This window comes from Pantoea sp. SO10, from assembly GCF_005281435.1.
Classification (GTDB): Bacteria; Pseudomonadota; Gammaproteobacteria; order Enterobacterales; family Enterobacteriaceae; genus Pantoea; species Pantoea leporis.
Window position 1 is genome coordinate 2,057,613 of record NZ_CP040095.1, and the last position, 20,470, is coordinate 2,078,082.

Genomic DNA, 20,470 nt, shown 5'->3' on the forward strand with positions numbered 1-20,470 from the left:
CCCCGCGCACAGCGCGCGGGGAAAAGCCGTCACTTGTCGTTGCCAAACCCTTGCTTCTTCAGCGCGTCCAGCACGTGCGGGAAGTAAATCTTGTGGTAATAACCGCTAACGCTTTCACTCCAGCTCTCGCCATCCTCACGTCCGGTATTTTTCCAGTGCTGCACCATCTCCTGATTGTAGGCAGCGATGTGTTGCTCCAGTCCATCACGTTGATAGCGCTCTTCATGGCGGAAGGTGGCCAGCGGCAGACGCGGCTTCTGATGCGCAGGCTGATCGACATGGCCAATCACCACGCCCGCCACCGGGAAGGTATATTCCGGCAAATCCAGCAAGCGGGTTAACGCCTGCGCATCGCGACGAATACCGCCAATCGGCACAATGCCCAAACCTTCCGCACGCGCTGCCGCCATGATAGAACCCAACGCAATACCCACATCGGTTGAGCCCGACACAATGCTTTCGATGCTCTGCTGCGCGATCTGCTCGCGGTCGATAGCGTTCATCGCCAGACGCGATTTATGCATATCCAGCACCAGGGTAATAAACACCGGCGCTTTGGCAATCCACGGCTGACCGCCAGCAATCTGGGAGATTTGTGCGCGTCTTTCAGCATCGCGCGTCACCACCAAAGAGACCTGCTGCGAGTTCACCGAGGTTGGCGCGCGATACGCGGCCGAAATGATGCGATCCAGCACCGCATCCGCAACGGGAAGGTCGGTAAAACTGCGATCGCTTTTATGACTGGTGAAAATATCGATTAATGAACTCATGGATCCTCCTGATTGGGAGGCGAGAGCGTAGCAGAAGAGAGAGTGATGTGACTTAACCGTTGTTGCCGTAGCTAACTACTTCTTTTGAATAAGCAAAGTGCGGAATGGGATAAGCGATGAGACCGGTGCATAAAGCACCGGCTAAGCGACTCTGGCTTCAGCGACAGCCGGATGAACGCTGCGATCGGGTCCGCTCAGCATCACCGGTTTACCGGAACGTAATCCGCGCTGGAACTGGGTCATGCGTTCATGGCTGATCCCGGCACCGCACCACAGCAGGTGATGATCGTGGCGGCTTTCTGAACTGTACAGCATCGGTTGTGAGGTTTGATCCACCTCGACGCAGAACCCTTGTCCGGTAAGGCGAATGGCTTCCAGCCACACTTCCGTTTCATCGCCGGTGCTGACCACTTCCAGTAACAGTGGCATCTGCTGCTGACGGGCTGAAGCGCGTTTTACACAGTCGCTGTGATGAACGATCGCTTCATGAAAGCGCGTTAACCGACGCGATGCGCCGCGACGCGTATCATCACGCAGCCAACGGTTGAGCGGTTTCATCAGCACATTGACGAAATCGTCGCTGCTGTAATCGCCCGCCAGATTGCGCACAGTACGCGCCAGTTCTCGATCAGAGCCTAACTCCAGCTGACGTAATAGATCGCCGCGGCGTGCCACCCAACCAGACGAAGAGTAATCGAGCCCGCAGTGTCGACCTTGATAGATTTGCCACAGCGTGGCGCCACCCGAGGTCAATGCCATCATGGCGAGCACTTCATCAACCTGATGTCGGCTCCAGTCCTTATTGACGTGATTTTCAGAAATTAATCCACCGCGCAACCAGCGACGTAAATTGGCGCGGTTGGCACCGGTAATGGCGCAAACGGTTTCAGTTGAATAAAAGTTCATTACGAGCCCTCAGATAGAGGGTGAATGGCCGTGGGTGCTAATCCAGGATGAGTGACCATCCTGAACCTTATCTGTATGGATTACCAGTATCTTTACGTAACTCGTCATAACCAGGCGAAGATCCCTTTCGCCAGGTAAAGCCTTAACCGACTTTCACCACGGTTTTACCGAAGTTTTTGCCTTTCAGCATATCGAAAAACGCCTGCGGGGCATTTTCCAGCCCGTCGATCATGTGCTCGCGGTAGTGGATTTTTTGCTGCTCCACCAGCGGCGTCATCGCTTTGAGGAATTCAGGATAACGATCGCCGTAATCCTGGAAGATGATAAAGCCCTGCATGCGAATACGACGTTTAAGAATGCCGCCCATGATTTGCGGGGTGCGATCCGGGCCCGGCGGTAATTCGCGGCTGCTGTAACCAGAAACCAGGCCACACACCGGCACGCGCGCCGCGGTGTTCAGCAACGGGAATACGGCATCAAACACTTTGCCGCCAACGTTTTCGAAGTAGATATCAATGCCGTCCGGGCAGGCAGCCGCCAGCTGTTCCGCAAAGTCGTCACGATGGTGATCGATACAGGCGGAGAAACCGAGCTTCTCAATCGCATAACGACACTTCTCTTCACCCCCCGCAACGCCTACGACATGGCAGCCTTGGAGTTTCCCAAGCTGACCCACCGTTGCACCGACCGGGCCGGTAGCCGCCGCGACCACCAGGGTTTCACCCTGTTTTGGCTGGCCGATATCCATCAAGCCCATATAGGCCGTAAAGCCCGGCATACCGAGAATGCCCAGCGCCCAGGAAGGATGGGGCAGATCGCCCAATTTCGCCACGCCGTTTCCGTCCGAAACCGCATAGCTTTGCCAGCCGCTTTGCGCGAGGACCACATCGCCTTGTTGGAAATCCGCGTGTTTAGATTCCACCACTTCGCTCACCGTGCCGCCAACCATCGGTTGGTCGAGTTCAGCAGGTGCAGCATAAGATTTGCTGTCATCCATGCGCCCGCGCATATAGGGGTCGAGCGACAAATAGAGCGTGCGCAGCAGAATTTGGCCGTCCTTCACGTCAGGAATGGGCTGCTCTACCAGGCGGAAATTCTCTTTTACCGGTTCGCCATGCGGGCGTGAAGCTAATAGCCAAGCTTGATTACGTTGAGTAGATTGCGACATTTTTACCTCTATTAGCGTTTCCACGTGAGGCAAGTGTAGACGAGGAAAAGGCAAGTTTGAGGGTAAGGTCGCCATTAATGACGACCTTACGAAATATCTGTAGGGTGCGCATTTATGCGCACCTGGTAAAATGCCAGTGAGCCAGCGCACAAACCAAGCGTAAACTTGTCGACGCGAATTAATATAACACCATGAATTTTAACAATCATAGGGCATTTGCCTAAGCGGTATCGGGCAATGCCACATACACCTGGCCACACTCTGCTGCGTATACCTATAGCGATGCTTTTCTCCCTACAGGTGACGCATGACACAACAACAATACGTATTATCGCCCGATCATGACGCGCATATCGCCTCGGCTATCGGCAAGTTCTTCCGCCGCATCATTCCGATGCTGGCGCTGATGTTAATTGTGAACCAAATTGACCGGGCTAACATTGGCTTCGTAAAAGCCGAACTGCAAACGGATGCGGGCATTAGTGCGGCCGCCTTCGGCTTAGGCGCGGGGCTGTTCTTTATCGGCTATGCGCTGTTTGAAGTGCCGAGCAACATGATGCTGAAGAAACTCGGCGCACGCGTGTGGCTGACGCGCATCATGATTACGTGGGGCATGGTGGTGGTGCTTACCGGTTTTGTGAGTACGCCGCTGCATTTCTATCTGCTGCGTTTCCTGCTCGGCGTGGCGGAAGCCGGCTTCTTCCCCGGCGTGCTGTTCTATTTTCGTCAATGGGTGCCGAATGCGTGGCGAGGGCGAGCTACCGCGATGGTGTTGAGCGCCACCGCCAGCGCTTTTCTGTTCTCCGGTCCGCTCACCGGTGCCATTCTGATGATGCATGATGTTGGCGGCATCGCGGGCTGGAAATGGGTGATGTTTATGGAAGGCGGCGGATCAATGGTGATCGGCTTGCTGGCCGCCTTTGTGCTGGTATCCAAACCGCAAGGCGCGAAATGGTTGAGCGATGCCGAGAAACAGGCGCTGGCGCAGCAGTTAGCGCTGGAAGATGATGCGCGCGAAGAGCACGCGGTGAAACACGGCCGCTGGGGCTTGATCAGCGATCGCAGCCTTTTGTCTTACTGCCTGATCTTCTTCACCATGACCATGACCGGCTACACGTTAGTGTTCTGGCTGCCGCAAATCATTCAGCGTATTCAGGGCTTCAACAGCTTTGAAACCGGATTGCTGACCGCCGTGCCGTGGCTGTTCGCTATCGTCGCGCTGTTTCTGCTCGGCAAAGCCACCGACCGCTATCGCGATAAACTGGATAAAGGGCTCGGCATCGCCATGCTGATCGCCGCGTGCGGCACCTTTATGGCTACGCTGGGTACGCCGTGGTTTGGCTTTGTGGCGATGATTGTGGCCTGCATCGGATCCAAAGTGAGCGCGGCGTTCTTCTGGCCGATGCCGCAAAGTGAATTACCCGCCTCGATTGCCGCGCCCGGCATTGCGCTGATCAACTCGATTGGCAACCTCGGTGGCTTCTTTGCGCCCACGGTATTCGGCTACCTCGAAATGCACACCGGCAGCACCACCGGCGGACTTTACGCGCTAACCAGCGTGTCTGTGGTTACCGGACTCTATTTGCTGCTGCGTCGCAAACCTGTTCCACCCGCTTTCGGTCACACGGAGAGAAACCATGTCAGACAGTCCAGTCATTAAATCGATGCGCATCGTGCCGGTTGCCGGCTACGACAGCATGTTATTGAACATTGGCGGCGCCCATAACTGCTATTTCACGCGCATCATCGTGATACTGACCGATTCCGCCGGACATACCGGCGTAGGCGAAACGCCGTGTCATGCATCCACCTTGCAGTTGCTGGAACAGTTTCGCCCGCTGATAGAAGGCAGTTCGCTGCTGCGTCTCAACGCGACACTCAGCCAGCTGTTCAGCAGCGAGGCACGTCAGCAACAAACCTCTCACACCAACGACATTCATATCCCGCAGATGAATCCGGAGAAGTTTTATAACGCCGCCGCCGCCATAGAAGCGGCGCTGCTGGATCTGCAGGGCAAGCTGTTTAACCTGCCGGTAGCGGACCTGCTCGCCAGCGGTAAACAGCGCGATCGCATTCCGGTGCTGGGCTATTTGTTCTACATCGCCGATCGCAAGCGTACCAATATGCACTATCGATCGGGGGAGCATGAGCAAGAAGGCTGGTTCCGTCTGCGTCATGAAGCGGCGATGGACAGCGATGCCGTGGTGCGACTGGCCGAAGCGGCAGTTGAGCAATACGGCTTCCGCGACTTCAAGCTCAAAGGCGGCGTGCAGGCAGGTGAAGTGGAAGTGGCAACGGTGGAAGCGCTGCTGGCGCGCTTCCCTGAAGCACGCGTCACCGTCGATCCTAACGCCAGCTGGTCGCTGGATGAGGCGATTCGCTATGGCAAGCAGCTGGCGGGAAAGGTGCCGTATCTGGAAGATCCTTGTGGCGCTGAACAAGGCTATTCCGGCCGGGAAACGCTGGCCGAGTTTCGCCGCGCCACCGGCGTGCCGGTCGCGACTAATATGATCGCCAACGACTGGCGCCAGCTGCATCATGCGCTGCAACTGAATGCCATTGATATTCCGCTCGCCGATCCGCACTTCTGGACGATGCGTAACGCCAACGTGGTGGCGCAGCTGTGCAACGAATGGGGGCTGACAACCGGCTGCCACTCCAATAACCATTTTGATATTTCGCTGGCGATGGTGGCGCACCTGGGTGCCGCCGCGCCTGGCGATCGTCAAACCGCCTTTGATACGCACTGGATTTGGCAGGATGGTCAGCAGCTTACGCGTCAACCGCCGCAGATCCGCGATGGTTATCTGGAGTTACCGGCGGGGCCGGGATTGGGCATCGAGCTGGATGTGGATCGCATCGAACAGGCGCATGCGCTATATAACGCGCTGCCGGATAAAAATCGCAACGATGCGCTGGGGATGCAGTTTTTGATCGATAACTGGCGCTATGACGCCAAACGTCCGTCATTGGTACGCTAAGGAAGCAGCATGAAGAACCTATTACGCGCGGCGACGCTTTTAGCATCGTTGGCCGCCAGCGCGCCGTTGCTGGCGCAGACTTTTGTCTACGTTTCAGAAGCCGATGATGGCACCATTGCGCGCTACGCGCTGAACGAGCAAACCGGTGCATTGCAACTATTGGGACGCACTCAGGCCGGCGGCAAAGTGATGCCGATGGCGTTGAGCGCCGATCATAAACATCTGTACGCCGCGATTCGCAGTAAACCGCTGCAACTGGTGAGCTGGAACATCGACAGCAAAACGGGCGATCTCAGCCCGTTGAATAGCGTATCCGCTGCGGCCAGTTATCCCTATATCAGCACGGATCCGCAGGGTCGTTTTCTGCTGGGCGCTTCCTATGATGGCGATGTGGTGCACGTTTATCGACTCAATAGCGACGGCAAGCTGATTGCGACGCCGGTCGGGAGTTACAAAACCGGACATGCCGCGCACTCGGTGATTGTTGATGCGAGCGGCGAGCAGGCTTATGTCGGCAATCTCGGCACCGATCGCGTGCTGCAATTGAAACTGAGCGCCGAGGGAGAGCTTTCGGGGTTAGGCAACGGCTATGTTAAAACGGCGACAGAAAACGGACCGCGCCATTCGGTGTTGTCGCCGGATAATCGCTATCTCTACAACATTGGTGAAATGGGCGGCATCCTTACGCAGTTTCGTCGTGAAGCCAGCGGTGAGCTGGTGAAAGTGGCGGAGACGCCAAATGCAGTAGCGGAAAAATATCAACTGCAACACGGCAAAGAGCGACCGCCGGGCTACAGCGACACCACGCCGCGCATCTGGGCGGCCGATATTCGTCTGACGCCGGATGGCCGTTTTCTCTATGTCAGCGAGCGGACCAGCAGCACCATCAGCGGATACCGGATTAACAAAGCAGACGGCAAACTGACGCTGATTGATAGCTGGCAAGTGGAGAAACAGCCGCGCGGCATCGCGATCACCGCTGACGGACGTTGGTTGATTGCCAGCGGCGAAAAGAGTGCGGTGACCGGTAGCTATGCCATTGATCAAGAAAGCGGGGCGCTGAAGCGCGTTGGCGAAGCACCGGCAGGCGGTGACGCCAATTGGGTGACGGTGGTGAGTTACAAATAATCCCTAAGGATTGCCATTAATGGCGACCAGGTGCGCCTTACAGTTGCTTATATTTCTCGTTGGTTAAAGTGTAGCGATGGGCTGGCTGAATGATAATGCGCTCAAAGTTGCAAGCACTTGTGAGCGCAATTCATTAATACGACATGCGTGACAACGTCACTGATTAGGGTAGATAGAGTGCGACAAGGTCCCTCGACGATCGACCATTCTTGCGGCTAACCACAACAGTGCGGTGATAAACCAGCCAATAATCCATGACACATCATTACCGGCAAAAATCCAGGTTAACGAACCGTGATGCAGTGGATTATCAATGAACGGCAACTGCACCAGCACGCCGCAGAAGTAGACAATTATGCCCGCCCAGTTCCAGCGACCGTAACGTCCGTTGGGCTGGGAAAGCGCCGGTACATCGACTTTACCTTTGGTGATCAGGTAGAAGTCGGTCAGGCTGATTGCGCTCCATGGCACAAAAAAAGCCAGTAAAAACAGCAGGAAATGAGTGAAGGATTTCAGGAAAGCGGGTTCGCTAATCAGCGCAATCACACAAGAAATGGTCACCATTAACACCACAAACAAAATGCGGCCGCCACGACTTAATGCGGTTTTCTGACGGAAGCCAGAAACGATGGTGGTGAGTGACATAAAGCTGCCGTAAGCATTCAGCGTGGTGAAAGTGATTTTGCCGAAGCAGATCGCAAAATAGATCACCATCGCCATCGTAGCGCTGCTGCCTAAACTGACAATATAGCCAACCTCGTTGCCAGAGAAAGCCTTACCGGCAATCGCCGCGACAATTACACCCAACGTCATCGAAGCCTGCGTTCCTAAAACCGTGCCGAAGAAAACGCAGCTGAAAAGTTTTTTGGCTGAGACGTTAGCCGGTAAATAGCGCGAATAGTCAGAAACATACGGGCAAAATGCAATCTGCCATGACGACGACAACGAAACCGCAAGCAGGAAGTTAGCGACAGTGAAATGCTGGTTCTGCCACACCGCGGACAGATCATGGGTTGAGAGCAGCGTGATAAACAGGTAAACAAAGGCAAGCACGCCAATTACGCTGGCCACTTTACCGAGCTTGTGAATCACGCGATATCCCAGCACCGCGATGACGACGATAATCGCACTGAACAGGATCATGCCTGACGCATTGCTGGTATTGATCAATTTGGCGAGCGCCTGTCCAGCTAGCACCGTACCGCTGGCAGAGAATCCGACATACATGATGCACACCAACACCAACGGAATCACCGCACCATATACGCCAAACTGCATGCGGCTGGTAATCATTTGCGGCAATCCGAGACGCGGTCCCTGAATGGCATGCAGTGACATGATCGCCGCGCCCACAACTTGCCCAACCAGCAAGCCGATGATCGACCATACCACATCGCCGCCCAACACCACGGCCAGTGCGCCGGTTACGATGGCGGTGATTTGCAAATTGCCGCCAAACCACAAGGTGAACTGGCTAAAAGGATATCCGTGGCGTTCGCTCGGAGGAATGTAATCAATGGATCGCGTTTCTGACAGGCGCTTTTTCTCTGCGCCGGCGTAATCTGCTGCAGGTGATTCGGCTGACATAGTTTCCTCGCTAAAACGGCTAGAGGTGGGAAATTATTGTTAGTGTGATGTGGCTTCTCTTGGTGGTACATGTATATACATGTAGCGATATTGTCATGCAGCATGGAAACTTACAATACGATCGGTCATTGGAAAATGTGATGACGCGGGCAAGGTTGGGAAGTTATGAAAGTGACAGAGCGGAGGATAAATGGGAGAACTTATATGATGTCGCTACGTGAATTCTGCAAAAAGAGCAGGGTGGAAGTTGCCGAGAATTCACGTAGCGCTGCCGGTTTTGTCGCCAGAAATTACTTATCTTTGCCCATGGTCCAGGGATTTGGCGCGGAATCATCTGCCTTATCCGCAGCAAAATCATCCAGTGAATCCAGATACAGCGCTTCAACCTCAGCGCGTGCCCAAGGTGTGCGGCGTAAAAACTTCAGGCTCGATTTAACGCTCGGATCGCTTTTGAAGCAGTTGATATTGATGAGCTTACCCAGTTCGGCCCAGCCATAATGGGCGACCAGCGCATTAATTTGCATCTCAAGCGTGACGCCGTGCAAGGGATCTTTGGAGCGATGATCGTTCATAGGAAATCCTTAAAATGTTGACGGCAAAGGTTACAAGAAAGCCACGCAAGCGGCAATGGTGCGATCTTCATTGCCGGTAAATGCTGTACACTTGTTGCCAGAAAATCACTATTGGACGGAACGCTATGAACGACAAGAAAATGATTTCCATCGATCAATTCAATCTCAGTGAACGCGTTGCAGTAGAAGAAGCGTTTAAGGGATTGATGGAGAAGTATCGCCAGCGCACTGGCAAAGAGCCGGATGCAAAGAAAGAGAAAGAGTTCACTGCGGAAGCCCGGCAGCAGATTATGACGACGAAACTGGCCAAAGAGAAAGCGCTGGCTGAAAAGGCAAAGAAAACGCCAACGCGCAGGAAGAAACCTGAATCGTTGAAAGAGAGTGAAGTCAGTGATTTCAACTGGAAGGCGTCGGTGATTAAAGGGCGCAGATAACGGCAACGTGCGTTCAACAGTCCGTCGCCGGGATGATCGCGGGTTACGGATTGTTGGTGACGGAGGTGAAAGAAGGCAGGTGATGAGCGGATGATGGTTGAAGTGCGCAATGAGATACTTCATTTAACATAATATACATTATGCGCCCTTTGGTTGTGGGTGCTATTTGATAATGTCACTTTTTAGGTTGATGAACCGCTATCACGAGTTCGGCGCTGCCGGCGTCTGCTTGCGCGTTACCGCGAGTCCGGGCCGCTGGCACTGGCGAACCGCCGCCGTGGATTGCGCGGTAATCAGCAGCTTGTTCCTGGCCTTGCTGAACTTGCTCTGGGCATCACGACTTTGTTCCGACGCTCGCCTGGTACAGGAAAAACGGGATGATACCCACTCCCGGTCCGTGCCTGCCGGTGATGGTCCTTAACGCAGGAGCGCAAAGACTGCCGGTAATGCCGCACTCGAACTGGCGGCGGATAAAGAGCGTGCGGCTAAAGTCCAGCTGGTTTTCTGAAGGATTACCGGAGAGAAAGCCTCTCCGGTTATTTCCTGAAACGGACTAAATCCTTCAGGGTGGCGTGCTCGAATTCGGGTAATGCAGCAAAAATGCCATCACCTTTCATGTCATAAATTTGCTGAAAATAAAATTTTGCGCCATCAATTGCACCCAGAGCATAGAGCGCACGCGCAAGCGTCATTCGGGAAAGTATTTGTTTGAGTTGTGCTTCCCTGTCGAGGGCTTCTTTCGCCGCTTCAATTGCTTCTTGATAGCGCTGACACTGGATTAATATTGCGCCATAGCCGCTCATAATCCAGAAATAGATATCGTCATCTCGCAGATGCGCTTTGGCTAATTCAGCGGCTGCACCCCATGAACAGGCTGCAGCCTGATGCTCACCCAGCGAATCAAGTGAAATACCTCGATTCGCTAAATCGAAGGCTTTCTCATGCCAGTTTTTACGGTGGAACTCCATGTCATCACCTCATTTTGCGGTAGGAACAGTATTGATATCCTATGCAGCATAAATGAGAGTGAAATAAAGTTCATAGTTACGCGAGAATATTTCCTTACCTGCTAACTTCGTGTCCGATTAAACCACCGATCGCCGCGCCACCCAATGTACCGAAGGTGCTACCACCGGTAAGTACCGCACCGCCTACCGCACCAACACCGGCACCAATCGCGGTATTTCTGCCACGATGCGACATGCCACAAGCGGTAACAGAAAACATGACCAGTACGACAATAGCAATATTACAGCTGCGTTTTAAAAGCATACAAAGCCTCACTGCCATGAATAGATGGCATGCAAAAGTGTTTATTTGATTGTTGTTAAAATACCCAATCTGTTGTGACTGGCACTGCTCGTCGGCGTGAATTTAAGGTGTTTTATGATGAGACGGAAGGTAAAAATTCTTATTTGCGGCTGGCACTAGCGAGGCGGCGAAAAAGTCGCCGCCTTTGAGGTTGAATTATGCACGCCCATCAGGAAACCCAGAATGACAATAACTTCCCGGTTGTTGGCCGACGAATAAAAGAACATTTCAAACAGCGATAACGCTATTAAGGCCAGCCCTTCAACCCACAATATTTGGCAGAATATAATGCGATTGCCATTGGCTAATCCGCTGATCACCACCATTCTCGCCGTGACCGCACCACAAACAAAGGCAAACAGGATGGTGGCTAAAAAGGTGATATCACGGAAATTAACGTTCGATACTTCACTGGATAATTGAGAGGTATTACCTGACATATGCGAGGGGAAAAAGCCAAACGCCCCCAAGGCGATTGCATTGAGCACGCCGGCGGCCGTGGCGAGCCACATTGCCAGATTCCTGTCCTCATCATGCGTTCGTGTGCGTTTAAGTTTAATCAGCATCAGATACCTCATTATTCTGAACCAGGGCCGAATAATAACCATAGAGCACTACGCAGCGTACATAACCAGGAAATCCCCGAATAAGACGCTGAGCAGATTAAAGAAAGTAAAAAAAATCAACGAGGCGGGATATATTTAAATTAATGTAAAGATTGGCATGCCATATAAAGGTCGCCATTTAGGGTACCCGCCTTTTCAGGCATTAACCGAATGATTTATTTTCATCGGGGCGACCACCACATTCACGCCTAAATCCTGCATCCGCCGCAAAATAGGCACCGGCGTGCCCTGATTAACAATTACCACATCGAATTCACTCAGATGCGCAAAACGGTGCAGCGCCCGGCGTTCAAACTTGGTGTTATCCATCATCAGAATGCGCTTCTGCGCGGCATCAAACATCGCGCGCTTAGTCTCCACCGTTTCGGCGGATTGGTGGAACACTGCATCATCGATAATCGCTGACATGCTGACGAAAAACACATCCGCGCGCAGGCTGGCAATTTCATCCCGCGTCATGCGGCCCATAAAAGCATTGCACCAGTGATAGAACTGTCCGCCGAGGCCCATCAATGTGATATCGCGGCCATTGCGCAGCTCGTTCATTAAGGTCAGGGAATTGGTGATTACCGTTAGCGGCGCGCGCGCCGAGAGCAGCCGCGCCATCTGCTGCACGGTGGTGGAATCATCGAGGAAAATCGCCTGTCCCGGTTCGAGGTAGGTCGCGGCGACATCGGCAATCGCCTGTTTCTCCTCCAGCTGACGCGTGGCGCGATAGATATCGCTGGATTCAACCAGGCTAGTTGGCGTCGCGGACACCACGCCGCGCGATTTATGCAGCAGGCCACGCTCAACCATTTCGTCGATATCACGATGGGCGGTCATCAAACTGATGCCGAAGCGATCGGTGATGTCTTCGATGCGAATCGCCCCTTCTGCCATCACCGCTTCGGCGATTAACTGGCGACGGGCCAGTTGACGCGCCTGGCGGCTATCGCTGGGTAAGGTTTCGGCCATAAATACGCCAAGTGAAGAGTCCTGCGGGTTATGCGCCATATTTCATCCGGGAAAGTGAAGCTAGAAGCGTTTTCGGCACTCATTACAGCGTTTAATACGGATTTTGGCAAATTGCGACTAACGTTACACTGCGTGATAAATCGCGCCGCTACGAATACGTGCGTTTCAAAGGTGGTTGTTATAAAAAACGCACCTAGCGCAGTGGCGCAATTTATTGCGCAACTTTTACTGCTTCAGAACAAACGGTGAAGCAAAGTTACCGGCGTTCTCTTTAGTGATCAGGATGCAGTCAAACAGCTGCTTCTCCGAGGCCGCACCGGTCTTACCGGTTTTCAGGAAGCTATCCGCCTGCTCTACCGCTTTCTGCGCGAACTGCGCCACCGGCTGCATCACAGTGTAGGCCAGCGTACCGGCTTTCACAGCGTCAACCGCATCCGGTGAACCGTCAAAACCGCCGACTTTGATCTGATTCAGCTTACCAGCTTCTTTCAACGCAGCGATCGCGCCCAGCGCCATTTCGTCGTTGCCGCTGATCACGCCTTTAATGTTGGGATTGGCTTGCAGCAATGACTGCATTTTGTTGAAGCCTTGTGTGCGATCCCAGTTAGCCACTTCCTGACCGACTTTCTTCAGCGTGGGATATTGCGACAGCACCGTATCAAAACCGTTGGCGCGGGTAGCGGCGTTATTATCTGACGGCGGGCCGACCAGCTCGACATAGTTCGCACTATCGCCCACCTGCTTCACCCACTCCATTGCGCCAACCGCCGCGCCCTGCGCGTTGTTAGAAACCAACTGCGCTTTGGCGAGCCCGCTCTGGTTCAGTTCGGCATTGATGATAAATACCGGAATATTGGCGGCGATGGCCTTTTTCACCGAGCCGACCGAACCATCGGCGTTCGCCGGATCGAGAATAATCGCCTTCGATTTATTGGTGATCGCCGTATCAATCAGCTGACTTTCGGTATTGGTATCGCCTTTGTGCGCACTGACTTTGGCGCTGTAGCCCAGCTTTTCCGCCGCTTTCTGCGCTACCTGGCCTTCCGTTAGCCAGTAAGGGTTGGAAGGATCGTTAACGATGATGGTCATTAACGCGTTATCTGCCCAGGTGGGTGCAGCAAAAGTGGTGATAGCCATAGCCGCAGCCGCGATGAAGAGACGTTTAGTGAACATAGTTGGTGCTCCGTTATTATTTGGGTACAGGTTTTACGGATATCCGCGCGCTGCTGAAACAGCGCGCGTGAGTTAGCGAGCGCGTCGTCCGTATTGCAAGGTGTTGAGCAATACCGCCAGCACGATCACGGCACCAGTGAACACCGTCTGCCAGTAAGCAGAGACGCCGATAATCACCAGGCCATCAGAGAGAAAACCAATCACGAACGCGCCAAGCAGCGTGCCGCGCACGTTGCCGCGTCCACCGGTCAGGGCCGCGCCACCAATCACCACTGCCGCAATCGCAGTCAGTTCATAAGTGGTACCAGCGGTTGGGCCGGCCGAGGTAAGCTGTGAGGAGAGCACCAGCCCGGCGAGTGCCGCGCAGACGCCAGACAACACATAGACGCTGATTTTGATGCGCTTCACCGGCACACCCGACAGATCGGCCGCACGTTCGTTACCACCCGACGCGTACAGCCAGCGACCAAACGCTGAGCGGCTAAGCAGGAAACCACACGCCAGCGCCACCACGCCCAGCACCAGCACGCCAACCGGGATATTGAAGAGGCGATTAAAACCGAGCCAGTCGAAACCGGTATTCCCCAGCGCTTCGCTGCCGGAGAGTTTGTTGTAGGTCAGACCATTAGTGATCAGCAGCGCAATGCCGCGCGCCACATACATGGTGCCGAGCGTGGCGACGAAGGCCGGAACGCGGAACCAGGCGATCAGCACGCCGTTGACTAATCCCACCAGCGCGCCCACCACCAGCGTCAAAATCGCCACCGCCCACACCGGCAGATAGAGCACCACGCCGAGCGCTTCTAGGCTGATGCCCTGCATCATAAATCCGGCCATCACTCCAGCGAGACCGAGCGTGGAGCCCACCGATAAATCGATGCCACCGTTGAGGATCACCAGCAGCATGCCGATCGCCGGCAAACCGAAGATCGCCACGTGCGACGCCATGGTGAGAAAGTTAGCGCCGGTAAAGTAGTTGGGCGACAACATGGAGAAGGTAGCGATAATCACCAGCAGCGCGATAAACGCGCGCCCTTCCAGCAGCAGACGCGCCACATTCAGCTGCTTGTCGCTTTTTTTCTTGTTTACCACCGGCGGCGTGTCCAGCGTTTGGGTTCTGTCAGTCATACCTTTTGCTCCACTTTTCATGTCATGCCACCAAAGACTCGCCTGAAGCGGCCATAATGCGTTCTTTACTGACGCTGGCGTCGAAGATGGCGGAGATGCGCCCTTTGCTCATCACCACAATGCGATGGGCAATACTCAGGCATTCGCCCACTTCCGAGGTGGTATACACCACCGCCAGCCCCTTTTTGGCGTTCTCCGCCAGCAGGCGAAACACTTCCGCTTTAGCGCCGATGTCGATGCCGCGGCTCGGCTCATCCAGCAGTATCACTTTGGGACGGGTGGCGAGCATTTTGCCGATCACCACTTTTTGTTGATTGCCGCCGGAGAGCGATCCAATCGCCGCATCGCCGCTAGCGGTTTTCACCGTCACGTTACGAATGCTGTCGTTGACCAGCTGTTTTTCCCGGCTTCTGGAGAGCACCAGTCCGCGTACAAAGTCGCCGATGCTGGCCAGCGACAGGTTTTCCCCCACCGACATGGTTTGTACCAGGCCATCGCGCTGCCGATCTTCCGGCACCAGCGCCAGCCCAATTTGAATGCGTTGTGAGATGGTCAGCGCGGAGATATCGGTGTCCTGCAGCAGAATGTGACCGCTGCTTTGCTGCAGACGTCCGGCGATGCACTCCAGCAGCTCGGTGCGCCCCGCGCCCATCAGCCCGTAAATGCAGACAATCTCCCCGGCTTGCACCGCCAGCGATAAGTTGTCCACCAGCCGAATGCCGGTTTTACTTTTCACCGTCAGATCTTTCACCGTCAGCGCTGGCAGCCCGAAGTCGTAGCCCTGCGGCGGCGATCCCAGATCAAAGTGATCGCCCACCATGTTGCGCACGATCCATTCGAGATCGATCTCATCGCGTTTGGCATAGGCGGTCATCACGCCATCGCGCAGCACCACCGCCCGATCGGTAATCTCCAACGCCTCTTCCAGGTGATGCGAGATATAGACAATCGCCACGCCCTGGCTGGTTAAATCACGGATCACCTGAAATAGCACCGCCACTTCTGCCGCGCTCAGTGCCGAGGTCGGTTCATCCATGATCAGAATCTGCGAATTCACCGACAGCGCGCGGGCAATCTCCACAATCTGCTGCTGTCCCAGACGCAGGTTTTCCACCGGCGTCAGCGGATCGATCTCCTCCTCCAGCGCCGCCATCAGGTGCGCCGTCACGCGCGCCTCTTCGGCATAATCGACGCCGCCCGGCTTCATGATTTCGCGGCCCATAAAGATGTTGTCGCGCACGTTCATATTCGGCGCGAGATTCAGCTCCTGATGGATAATCGAGATGCCACAGTCACGCGCTTCGGTGGCGGATCGAAAGGTCTTCTCCTCGCCGTGTAACAAGATTTCCCCGGTTGTTGGCGTAATCACACCAGACAAAATTTTCATCAGCGTCGATTTACCCGCGCCGTTTTCACCAAACAGCGTGGTCACTTCGCCACGACGAATTTCGAAATTGACGCCCTTCAGCGCGTGCGTGGAGCCGTACACTTTGCTGACGTTGCGCGCTTGCAGGATCACTTCGCCTTTCAGCAAGGCGGGATTGAGGTTGAACGGTTTCATTTCACCTCCATGCTGACCGGCGTCACCATCCAGTTTTTCGCGTTGAGTGAGCGGAACACGCCAACCACCTGCACGGTTTTTCCCGGCAACGCATCACGATCCAGCTTGTCGAGCACCGCGCTTTTCATCGCACGATTGATGGCGGAACCGGCATTTTGATATTCGATTTGGTTCGTGAAATCACCGAACTGGATCTTGCCGTTAGCGTCACGCAGATCGGTACCAGTGATCGCTGGACCGGTTTGCAGCCGCACCTGCATATCACCTGCTAATCCATCGATTTTCATCGGGAAGATGCCCATCTGCCCGGCTTGCACCACGCCGGAGAACTTGACGGCAAAGACCGGCAGCGGTGCGCCAACGCCATATTTCTGCACCGCTTCCTGCTGATTAGTTTGCAGCGCATCGGCTAACGTTTTGGCGTCTACTGCGCGTGATGCCACATCCTGCTGGATAGTCGGGAAAGTTTTCTGGCCGTAACTCTCGGGCGAGAAGCCTTGCTCCTGCGCATCATCGGCGGAGCCAATTTTTACCACCTTGGTGTCGAGCGCCATCGCCGCGATCAGCGCAATCACCATCACGCCGAGGGTGGCGTAGCGCTGGACGCGCTTGCGGGAAATTTGCTGGGCCTGGATTGAGACATCGGACATAACGTGACCTCTCACTGACATCAGCTGCGATAATCGCGCCGATAATGTTATAAATGTGATAACTTGTGTGATGAGGATTGTGCTGATGTGACTAAATTGTCAACAGGTGACGCGCAATTTTTTCAGGAGAGCGATCTGGATCGCTTAATTGATGTCGGCCCCATCACAAAGCGCAATAAACCCCGCCTTATCAGCCTGTTCGCCGTGTTATCTCATTTCTACCTGTAAGGTTTTGACGCCTAATTCGTGATCGCAATCGCTATTTCAAGTGAAATTTATTGGTTTTATCGAAAAATAATACAGTTGATATGTTATCTCAGTGAGAAGTGGTGTAAGACATTATTTAGCAAATTCATCACAGCCCGTTAACACCTTTCGGTTTTGGCGGCGATGAATTGAACTCTTCTTCTTTCGGAGGTGTATGTGGACAGTGGCGATATCATTCTGGGTCTGGATTCCGGCACCTCAGTGGTTAAAGCGGTGGCGTTTGATCTGGAAGGCACGCAACTGGCATGCGCATCGGTGCGTAACCGTTATTACCGCAGCGAAGGCGGCGCAGCGCAGCAGTCAATGAGCCAAACCTGGCAGGATGCAGTCACGGCGATACGCAAACTGGGCGAGCGTGTCGACAACCTGGCCGCGCGGGTGGTTGCCGTGGCCGTCACCGCGCAAGGCGACGGCAGCTGGCTGGTGGGTGCCAACAATCAGCCGGTCGGCGATGCCTGGATCTGGCTGGATGCGCGTGCGGCACCAACGGTTGAAAAACTCAATCAGCACCCGTTAGCCGCCGAGCGCTTTCGCGCTACTGGCACCGGACTCAACACCTGTCAGCAGGGATCGCAGTTGGCGCACATGGATCACCTCTATCCCGAGCTGTTAGCTAACAGCGAAGTGGTGCTGCACTGCAAAGATTGGCTCTACCTCAATCTCACCGGCATCCGCGCCACTGATCCTTCTGAGGCCAGCTTTACCTTTGGCAACTTCCGCCACCAGCGCTATGACGATCAGGTGATTGCCGCGCTAGGCCTGGAACAGCATCGTCATCTGCTGCCGGAGATCATTGAAGGCACAGACACCACGCATCCGTTAACCGCGGAAGCCGCGCAGGCCACCGGTTTACGGGCTGGCACGCCAATCTGCCTCGGCTATGTCGATATGGCGATGACCGCGCTTGGCGCAGGCGTGCACACCGGCGAAGCCAATACCGCCTGCTCGATTGTTGGCTCGACCGGCGTACATCTGCGCAGCGTCACCATTGATGAGGTGTGGCTGAATCCGGCACAAACCGGCTACGTGATCCCGCTGCCGTGGCCGGGCTATGTCACGCAGGTGCAAACCAATATGGCATCAACGCTCAATCTTGACTGGCTACTGAATCTCGCCAGCGATCTGCTTAACAGCTTTGGCTGTGAAATCGATCATGCCCGTTTGGTGGGCCATATCGATCGCTGGCTCAACGCGGCGAAGCCCGGCAGCCTGCTCTATCACCCGTATATCTCGATTGCCGGTGAGCGCGGACCGTTTGTTAATGCCGAGGCGCGCGCCAGCTTTACCGGCCTAAGTTACACCCACAATTTTGGCGATCTGGTGCGGGCGGTCATTGAAGGTATCGGTTTTGCAGCGCGCGATTGCTATCAGGCGATGGGCAGTTTGCCGGGAGAAATTCGTTTAACCGGCGGCGCGGTGCGTTCGCAGCCGTTACGCCAGATTTTATCTGCCTGCATTGGTGCGCCAGTGCGTATCAGCCAGCGCGACGAAGCCGGAGCGGCCGGTGCCGCGATGATGGCGGCGGTGGCGATTGGCGCGTATCCGTCGATGGAGAGCTGCGTCAAAACCTGGGTAATGCCGCTGCTGGATGCGCCCGAAGCGCCCGCGAGCGAACTGATGCAGCGCTATAACCAGCTGTTTCCCACCTATCAGCAGCTGCGTAACGATCTTCCTGCCGCCTGGCACGCGCTAAAACAGTTTTGAGGAGTAAATCATGAGTGAACACATGCTGGATCTGTTTGTGATTGGCGGCGGTATCAACGGTGCTGGTATCGCGCGTGACGCTGCCGGTCGCGGATTGTCGGTGATGATGTGCGAGAAAGATGACCTCGCGCAGGGCACCTCATCGCGCTCCGGCAAGCTGGTGCACGGCGGGCTGCGTTATCTGGAGTATTACGAGTTTCGGCTGGTGCGTGAGGCGCTGATCGAGCGCGAAGTGCTGCTCAACGCCGCGCCGCATATCATCTGGCCGATGCGGTTTGTCTTGCCGCACAGCCCAACCGATCGCCCGGCGTGGCTGGTGCGCCTTGGCCTGTTTCTTTATGACCACCTTGGCGGCCGTCAGAAACTGCCGGGCACGCGTTCGCTGAATTTACGCCGCGATCCTGAAGGTGCGCCGCTGCTGGACAGTTACAGTAAAGGATTCGAGTACTCCGATTGCTGGGTGGATGATGCGCGGCTGGTGACGCTGAATGCGCTGGATGCCGCCGAGCGCGGCGCCACCATTCTGCCGCGTACCCGCTGCGTAGCGGCGACACGTCATAACGGCAAGTGGGAAATCACCCTGCAGGATGCCAGCGGTACCTCACGCACCGTGTTTGCCAAAGTGCTGGTCAACGCCGCCGGACCGTGGGTGCTGGATATCGTCAATCAGGTCACGCACACCAAAAGCAGTCGCAACGTGCGGCTGGTCAAAGGCTCGCACATCATCGTGCCGAAATTCTGGGAAGGTCAGCAGGCGTATCTGGTGCAGAACACCGACAAGCGAGTGATCTTTATCAACCCGTATGAAGGTGATAAAGCGCTGATCGGCACCACCGATATTCCGTGGCAAGGCAAAGCGGAAGCGGTTACCGCCGACGACAGCGAACAGCAATACCTGATCGACGTGGTGAATCGCTACTTCAAGGTGAAACTGCGCGCCAGCGATGTGATCACGCGCTTCTCCGGCGTGCGTCCGCTGTTTGATGACGGCAAAGGCAATCCATCGGCAGTGACGCGTGATTACGTGTTTGACCTCGACGATCAACAAAACGCCCCGCTGCTGCATGTGTTTGGCGGCAAGATCACCACCTTCCGCAAGCTGGCTGAACATGCGATACAGAAACTGGCGCCGTTCTTCCCCAACATGGGCGCGGACTGGACGCGGGACGCCACCTTACCGGGCGGCGATATGCCACACGCCGATTTCGACAGTTTCTTAGAGCAGGTCAAAGCGCGCTGGCCGTGGCTACCGCAGGCGCTGCGTAAACACTATGCGCGGCTGTATGGCACGCGTATCGATAAGCTGATCGGTCATGCCAATGCGCTGGGCGATCTTGGCCGCCATTTTGGTGGGCAGCTGTACGAAGCCGAGGTGCGTTATTTGGTGGAAAACGAGTGGGCGCAGCAGGCCGAGGATGTGTTGTGGCGGCGCACCAAGCATAAGTTGCACCTCGATGACGCGCAGCAACAGGCTTTCACCCTGTGGTTCAACGCTACCTTTGCTGCTCCCGCGCCGCTGCGTGCGCATGCCGGATAAGAGGTGAATC

The 20,470-nt window shown here is 55.1% G+C and carries 18 protein-coding genes and 1 pseudogene; 6 read left to right on the forward strand and 13 right to left on the reverse strand.

Annotated features, from left to right (window positions below; genetic code table 11):
- Positions 1-29: 29 nt before the first annotated feature.
- The 3 genes from FCN45_RS09600 to FCN45_RS09610 all read right to left on the reverse strand — a co-directional run bounded on the left by FCN45_RS09600 (position 30) and on the right by FCN45_RS09610 (position 2,844).
- The gene (locus FCN45_RS09600) at positions 30-770 is read right to left on the reverse strand and encodes a nitroreductase family protein (protein WP_137385784.1); all 741 of its coding nucleotides are present in this window, start codon (positions 768-770) and stop codon (positions 30-32) included.
- Between the two features lie 141 nt (positions 771-911).
- Positions 912-1,676: a hypothetical protein gene (locus tag FCN45_RS09605; protein ID WP_110866144.1), complete on the reverse strand. Its 765-nt coding sequence runs from the start codon at positions 1,674-1,676 to the stop codon at positions 912-914.
- A 142-nt stretch (positions 1,677-1,818) separates the two neighbouring features.
- Positions 1,819-2,844, reverse strand: coding sequence for an NADP-dependent oxidoreductase (locus FCN45_RS09610; protein WP_137385785.1), 1,026 nt, complete (start codon positions 2,842-2,844; stop codon positions 1,819-1,821).
- 307 nt (positions 2,845-3,151) lie between these two features.
- On the opposite strand from FCN45_RS09610, the gene FCN45_RS09615 reads away from it, so the two are divergent.
- From FCN45_RS09615 to FCN45_RS09625, 3 genes are read left to right on the forward strand one after another with little or no spacing between them, the layout of a single operon-like run.
- Entirely contained in the window at positions 3,152-4,504 is a 1,353-nt protein-coding gene (locus tag FCN45_RS09615; RefSeq protein ID WP_101764401.1) for an MFS transporter, read from the forward strand.
- Positions 4,482-5,825, forward strand: a complete 1,344-nt coding sequence (locus tag FCN45_RS09620) for an enolase C-terminal domain-like protein (RefSeq protein ID WP_137385786.1) — start codon at positions 4,482-4,484, stop codon at positions 5,823-5,825. Before FCN45_RS09615 ends, FCN45_RS09620 begins: the two co-directional genes overlap by 23 nt.
- Positions 5,826-5,834: 9 nt before the next feature.
- On the forward strand, positions 5,835-6,953 hold the full coding sequence (locus FCN45_RS09625) for a beta-propeller fold lactonase family protein (RefSeq protein ID WP_137385787.1): 1,119 nt from the start codon (positions 5,835-5,837) through the stop codon (positions 6,951-6,953).
- Positions 6,954-7,109: 156 nt separating this feature from the next.
- On the opposite strand, the gene FCN45_RS09630 is transcribed toward FCN45_RS09625, so the two are convergent.
- Complete coding sequence (locus FCN45_RS09630; protein ID WP_137385788.1) at positions 7,110-8,540, reverse strand: cytosine permease; 1,431 nt, start codon at positions 8,538-8,540, stop codon at positions 7,110-7,112.
- 290 nt (positions 8,541-8,830) lie between these two features.
- Positions 8,831-9,112 (reverse strand): VF530 family DNA-binding protein, encoded by a 282-nt coding sequence (locus FCN45_RS09635; RefSeq protein WP_137385789.1) that lies wholly within the window; start codon positions 9,110-9,112, stop codon positions 8,831-8,833.
- A 125-nt stretch (positions 9,113-9,237) separates the two neighbouring features.
- On the opposite strand from FCN45_RS09635, the gene FCN45_RS09640 reads away from it, so the two are divergent.
- A complete protein-coding gene (locus tag FCN45_RS09640; RefSeq protein ID WP_110866151.1) occupies positions 9,238-9,546 on the forward strand; it encodes a hypothetical protein in 309 nt (102 codons plus the stop codon).
- 536 nt (positions 9,547-10,082) lie between these two features.
- On the opposite strand, the gene FCN45_RS09645 is transcribed toward FCN45_RS09640, so the two are convergent.
- From FCN45_RS09645 to FCN45_RS09680, 8 genes and pseudogenes are all read right to left on the reverse strand, one after another.
- The gene (locus FCN45_RS09645; RefSeq protein ID WP_137385790.1) at positions 10,083-10,514 is read right to left on the reverse strand and encodes a hypothetical protein; all 432 of its coding nucleotides are present in this window, start codon (positions 10,512-10,514) and stop codon (positions 10,083-10,085) included.
- A gap of 94 nt (positions 10,515-10,608) precedes the next feature.
- The gene (locus FCN45_RS09650) at positions 10,609-10,818 is read right to left on the reverse strand and encodes a glycine zipper 2TM domain-containing protein (protein ID WP_061718879.1); all 210 of its coding nucleotides are present in this window, start codon (positions 10,816-10,818) and stop codon (positions 10,609-10,611) included.
- Positions 10,819-11,003: 185 nt separating this feature from the next.
- Positions 11,004-11,423: pseudogene (locus FCN45_RS09655) on the reverse strand (YoaK family protein); the annotation flags it as partial.
- A gap of 195 nt (positions 11,424-11,618) precedes the next feature.
- Complete coding sequence (locus FCN45_RS09660; protein WP_137385791.1) at positions 11,619-12,479, reverse strand: DeoR/GlpR family DNA-binding transcription regulator; 861 nt, start codon at positions 12,477-12,479, stop codon at positions 11,619-11,621.
- Positions 12,480-12,665: 186 nt separating this feature from the next.
- Entirely contained in the window at positions 12,666-13,613 is a 948-nt protein-coding gene (locus tag FCN45_RS09665) for a D-ribose ABC transporter substrate-binding protein (protein WP_137385792.1), read from the reverse strand.
- A 72-nt stretch (positions 13,614-13,685) separates the two neighbouring features.
- Positions 13,686-14,741: an ABC transporter permease gene (locus FCN45_RS09670; RefSeq protein WP_137385793.1), complete on the reverse strand. Its 1,056-nt coding sequence runs from the start codon at positions 14,739-14,741 to the stop codon at positions 13,686-13,688.
- A 22-nt stretch (positions 14,742-14,763) separates the two neighbouring features.
- Complete coding sequence (locus tag FCN45_RS09675; protein ID WP_137385794.1) at positions 14,764-16,302, reverse strand: sugar ABC transporter ATP-binding protein; 1,539 nt, start codon at positions 16,300-16,302, stop codon at positions 14,764-14,766.
- A complete protein-coding gene (locus tag FCN45_RS09680) occupies positions 16,299-16,952 on the reverse strand; it encodes a DUF2291 domain-containing protein (protein WP_137385795.1) in 654 nt (217 codons plus the stop codon). Before FCN45_RS09680 ends, FCN45_RS09675 begins: the two co-directional genes overlap by 4 nt.
- Positions 16,953-17,375: 423 nt before the next feature.
- Here FCN45_RS09680 and FCN45_RS09685 point away from each other — a divergent pair, with 423 nt between their 5' ends.
- Both FCN45_RS09685 and FCN45_RS09690 read left to right on the forward strand, forming a co-directional pair.
- Entirely contained in the window at positions 17,376-18,923 is a 1,548-nt protein-coding gene (locus FCN45_RS09685) for an FGGY-family carbohydrate kinase (RefSeq protein ID WP_137385796.1), read from the forward strand.
- A gap of 10 nt (positions 18,924-18,933) precedes the next feature.
- On the forward strand, positions 18,934-20,460 hold the full coding sequence (locus FCN45_RS09690) for a glycerol-3-phosphate dehydrogenase (protein ID WP_137385797.1): 1,527 nt from the start codon (positions 18,934-18,936) through the stop codon (positions 20,458-20,460).
- The last annotated feature ends 10 nt before the right edge of the window (positions 20,461-20,470 follow it).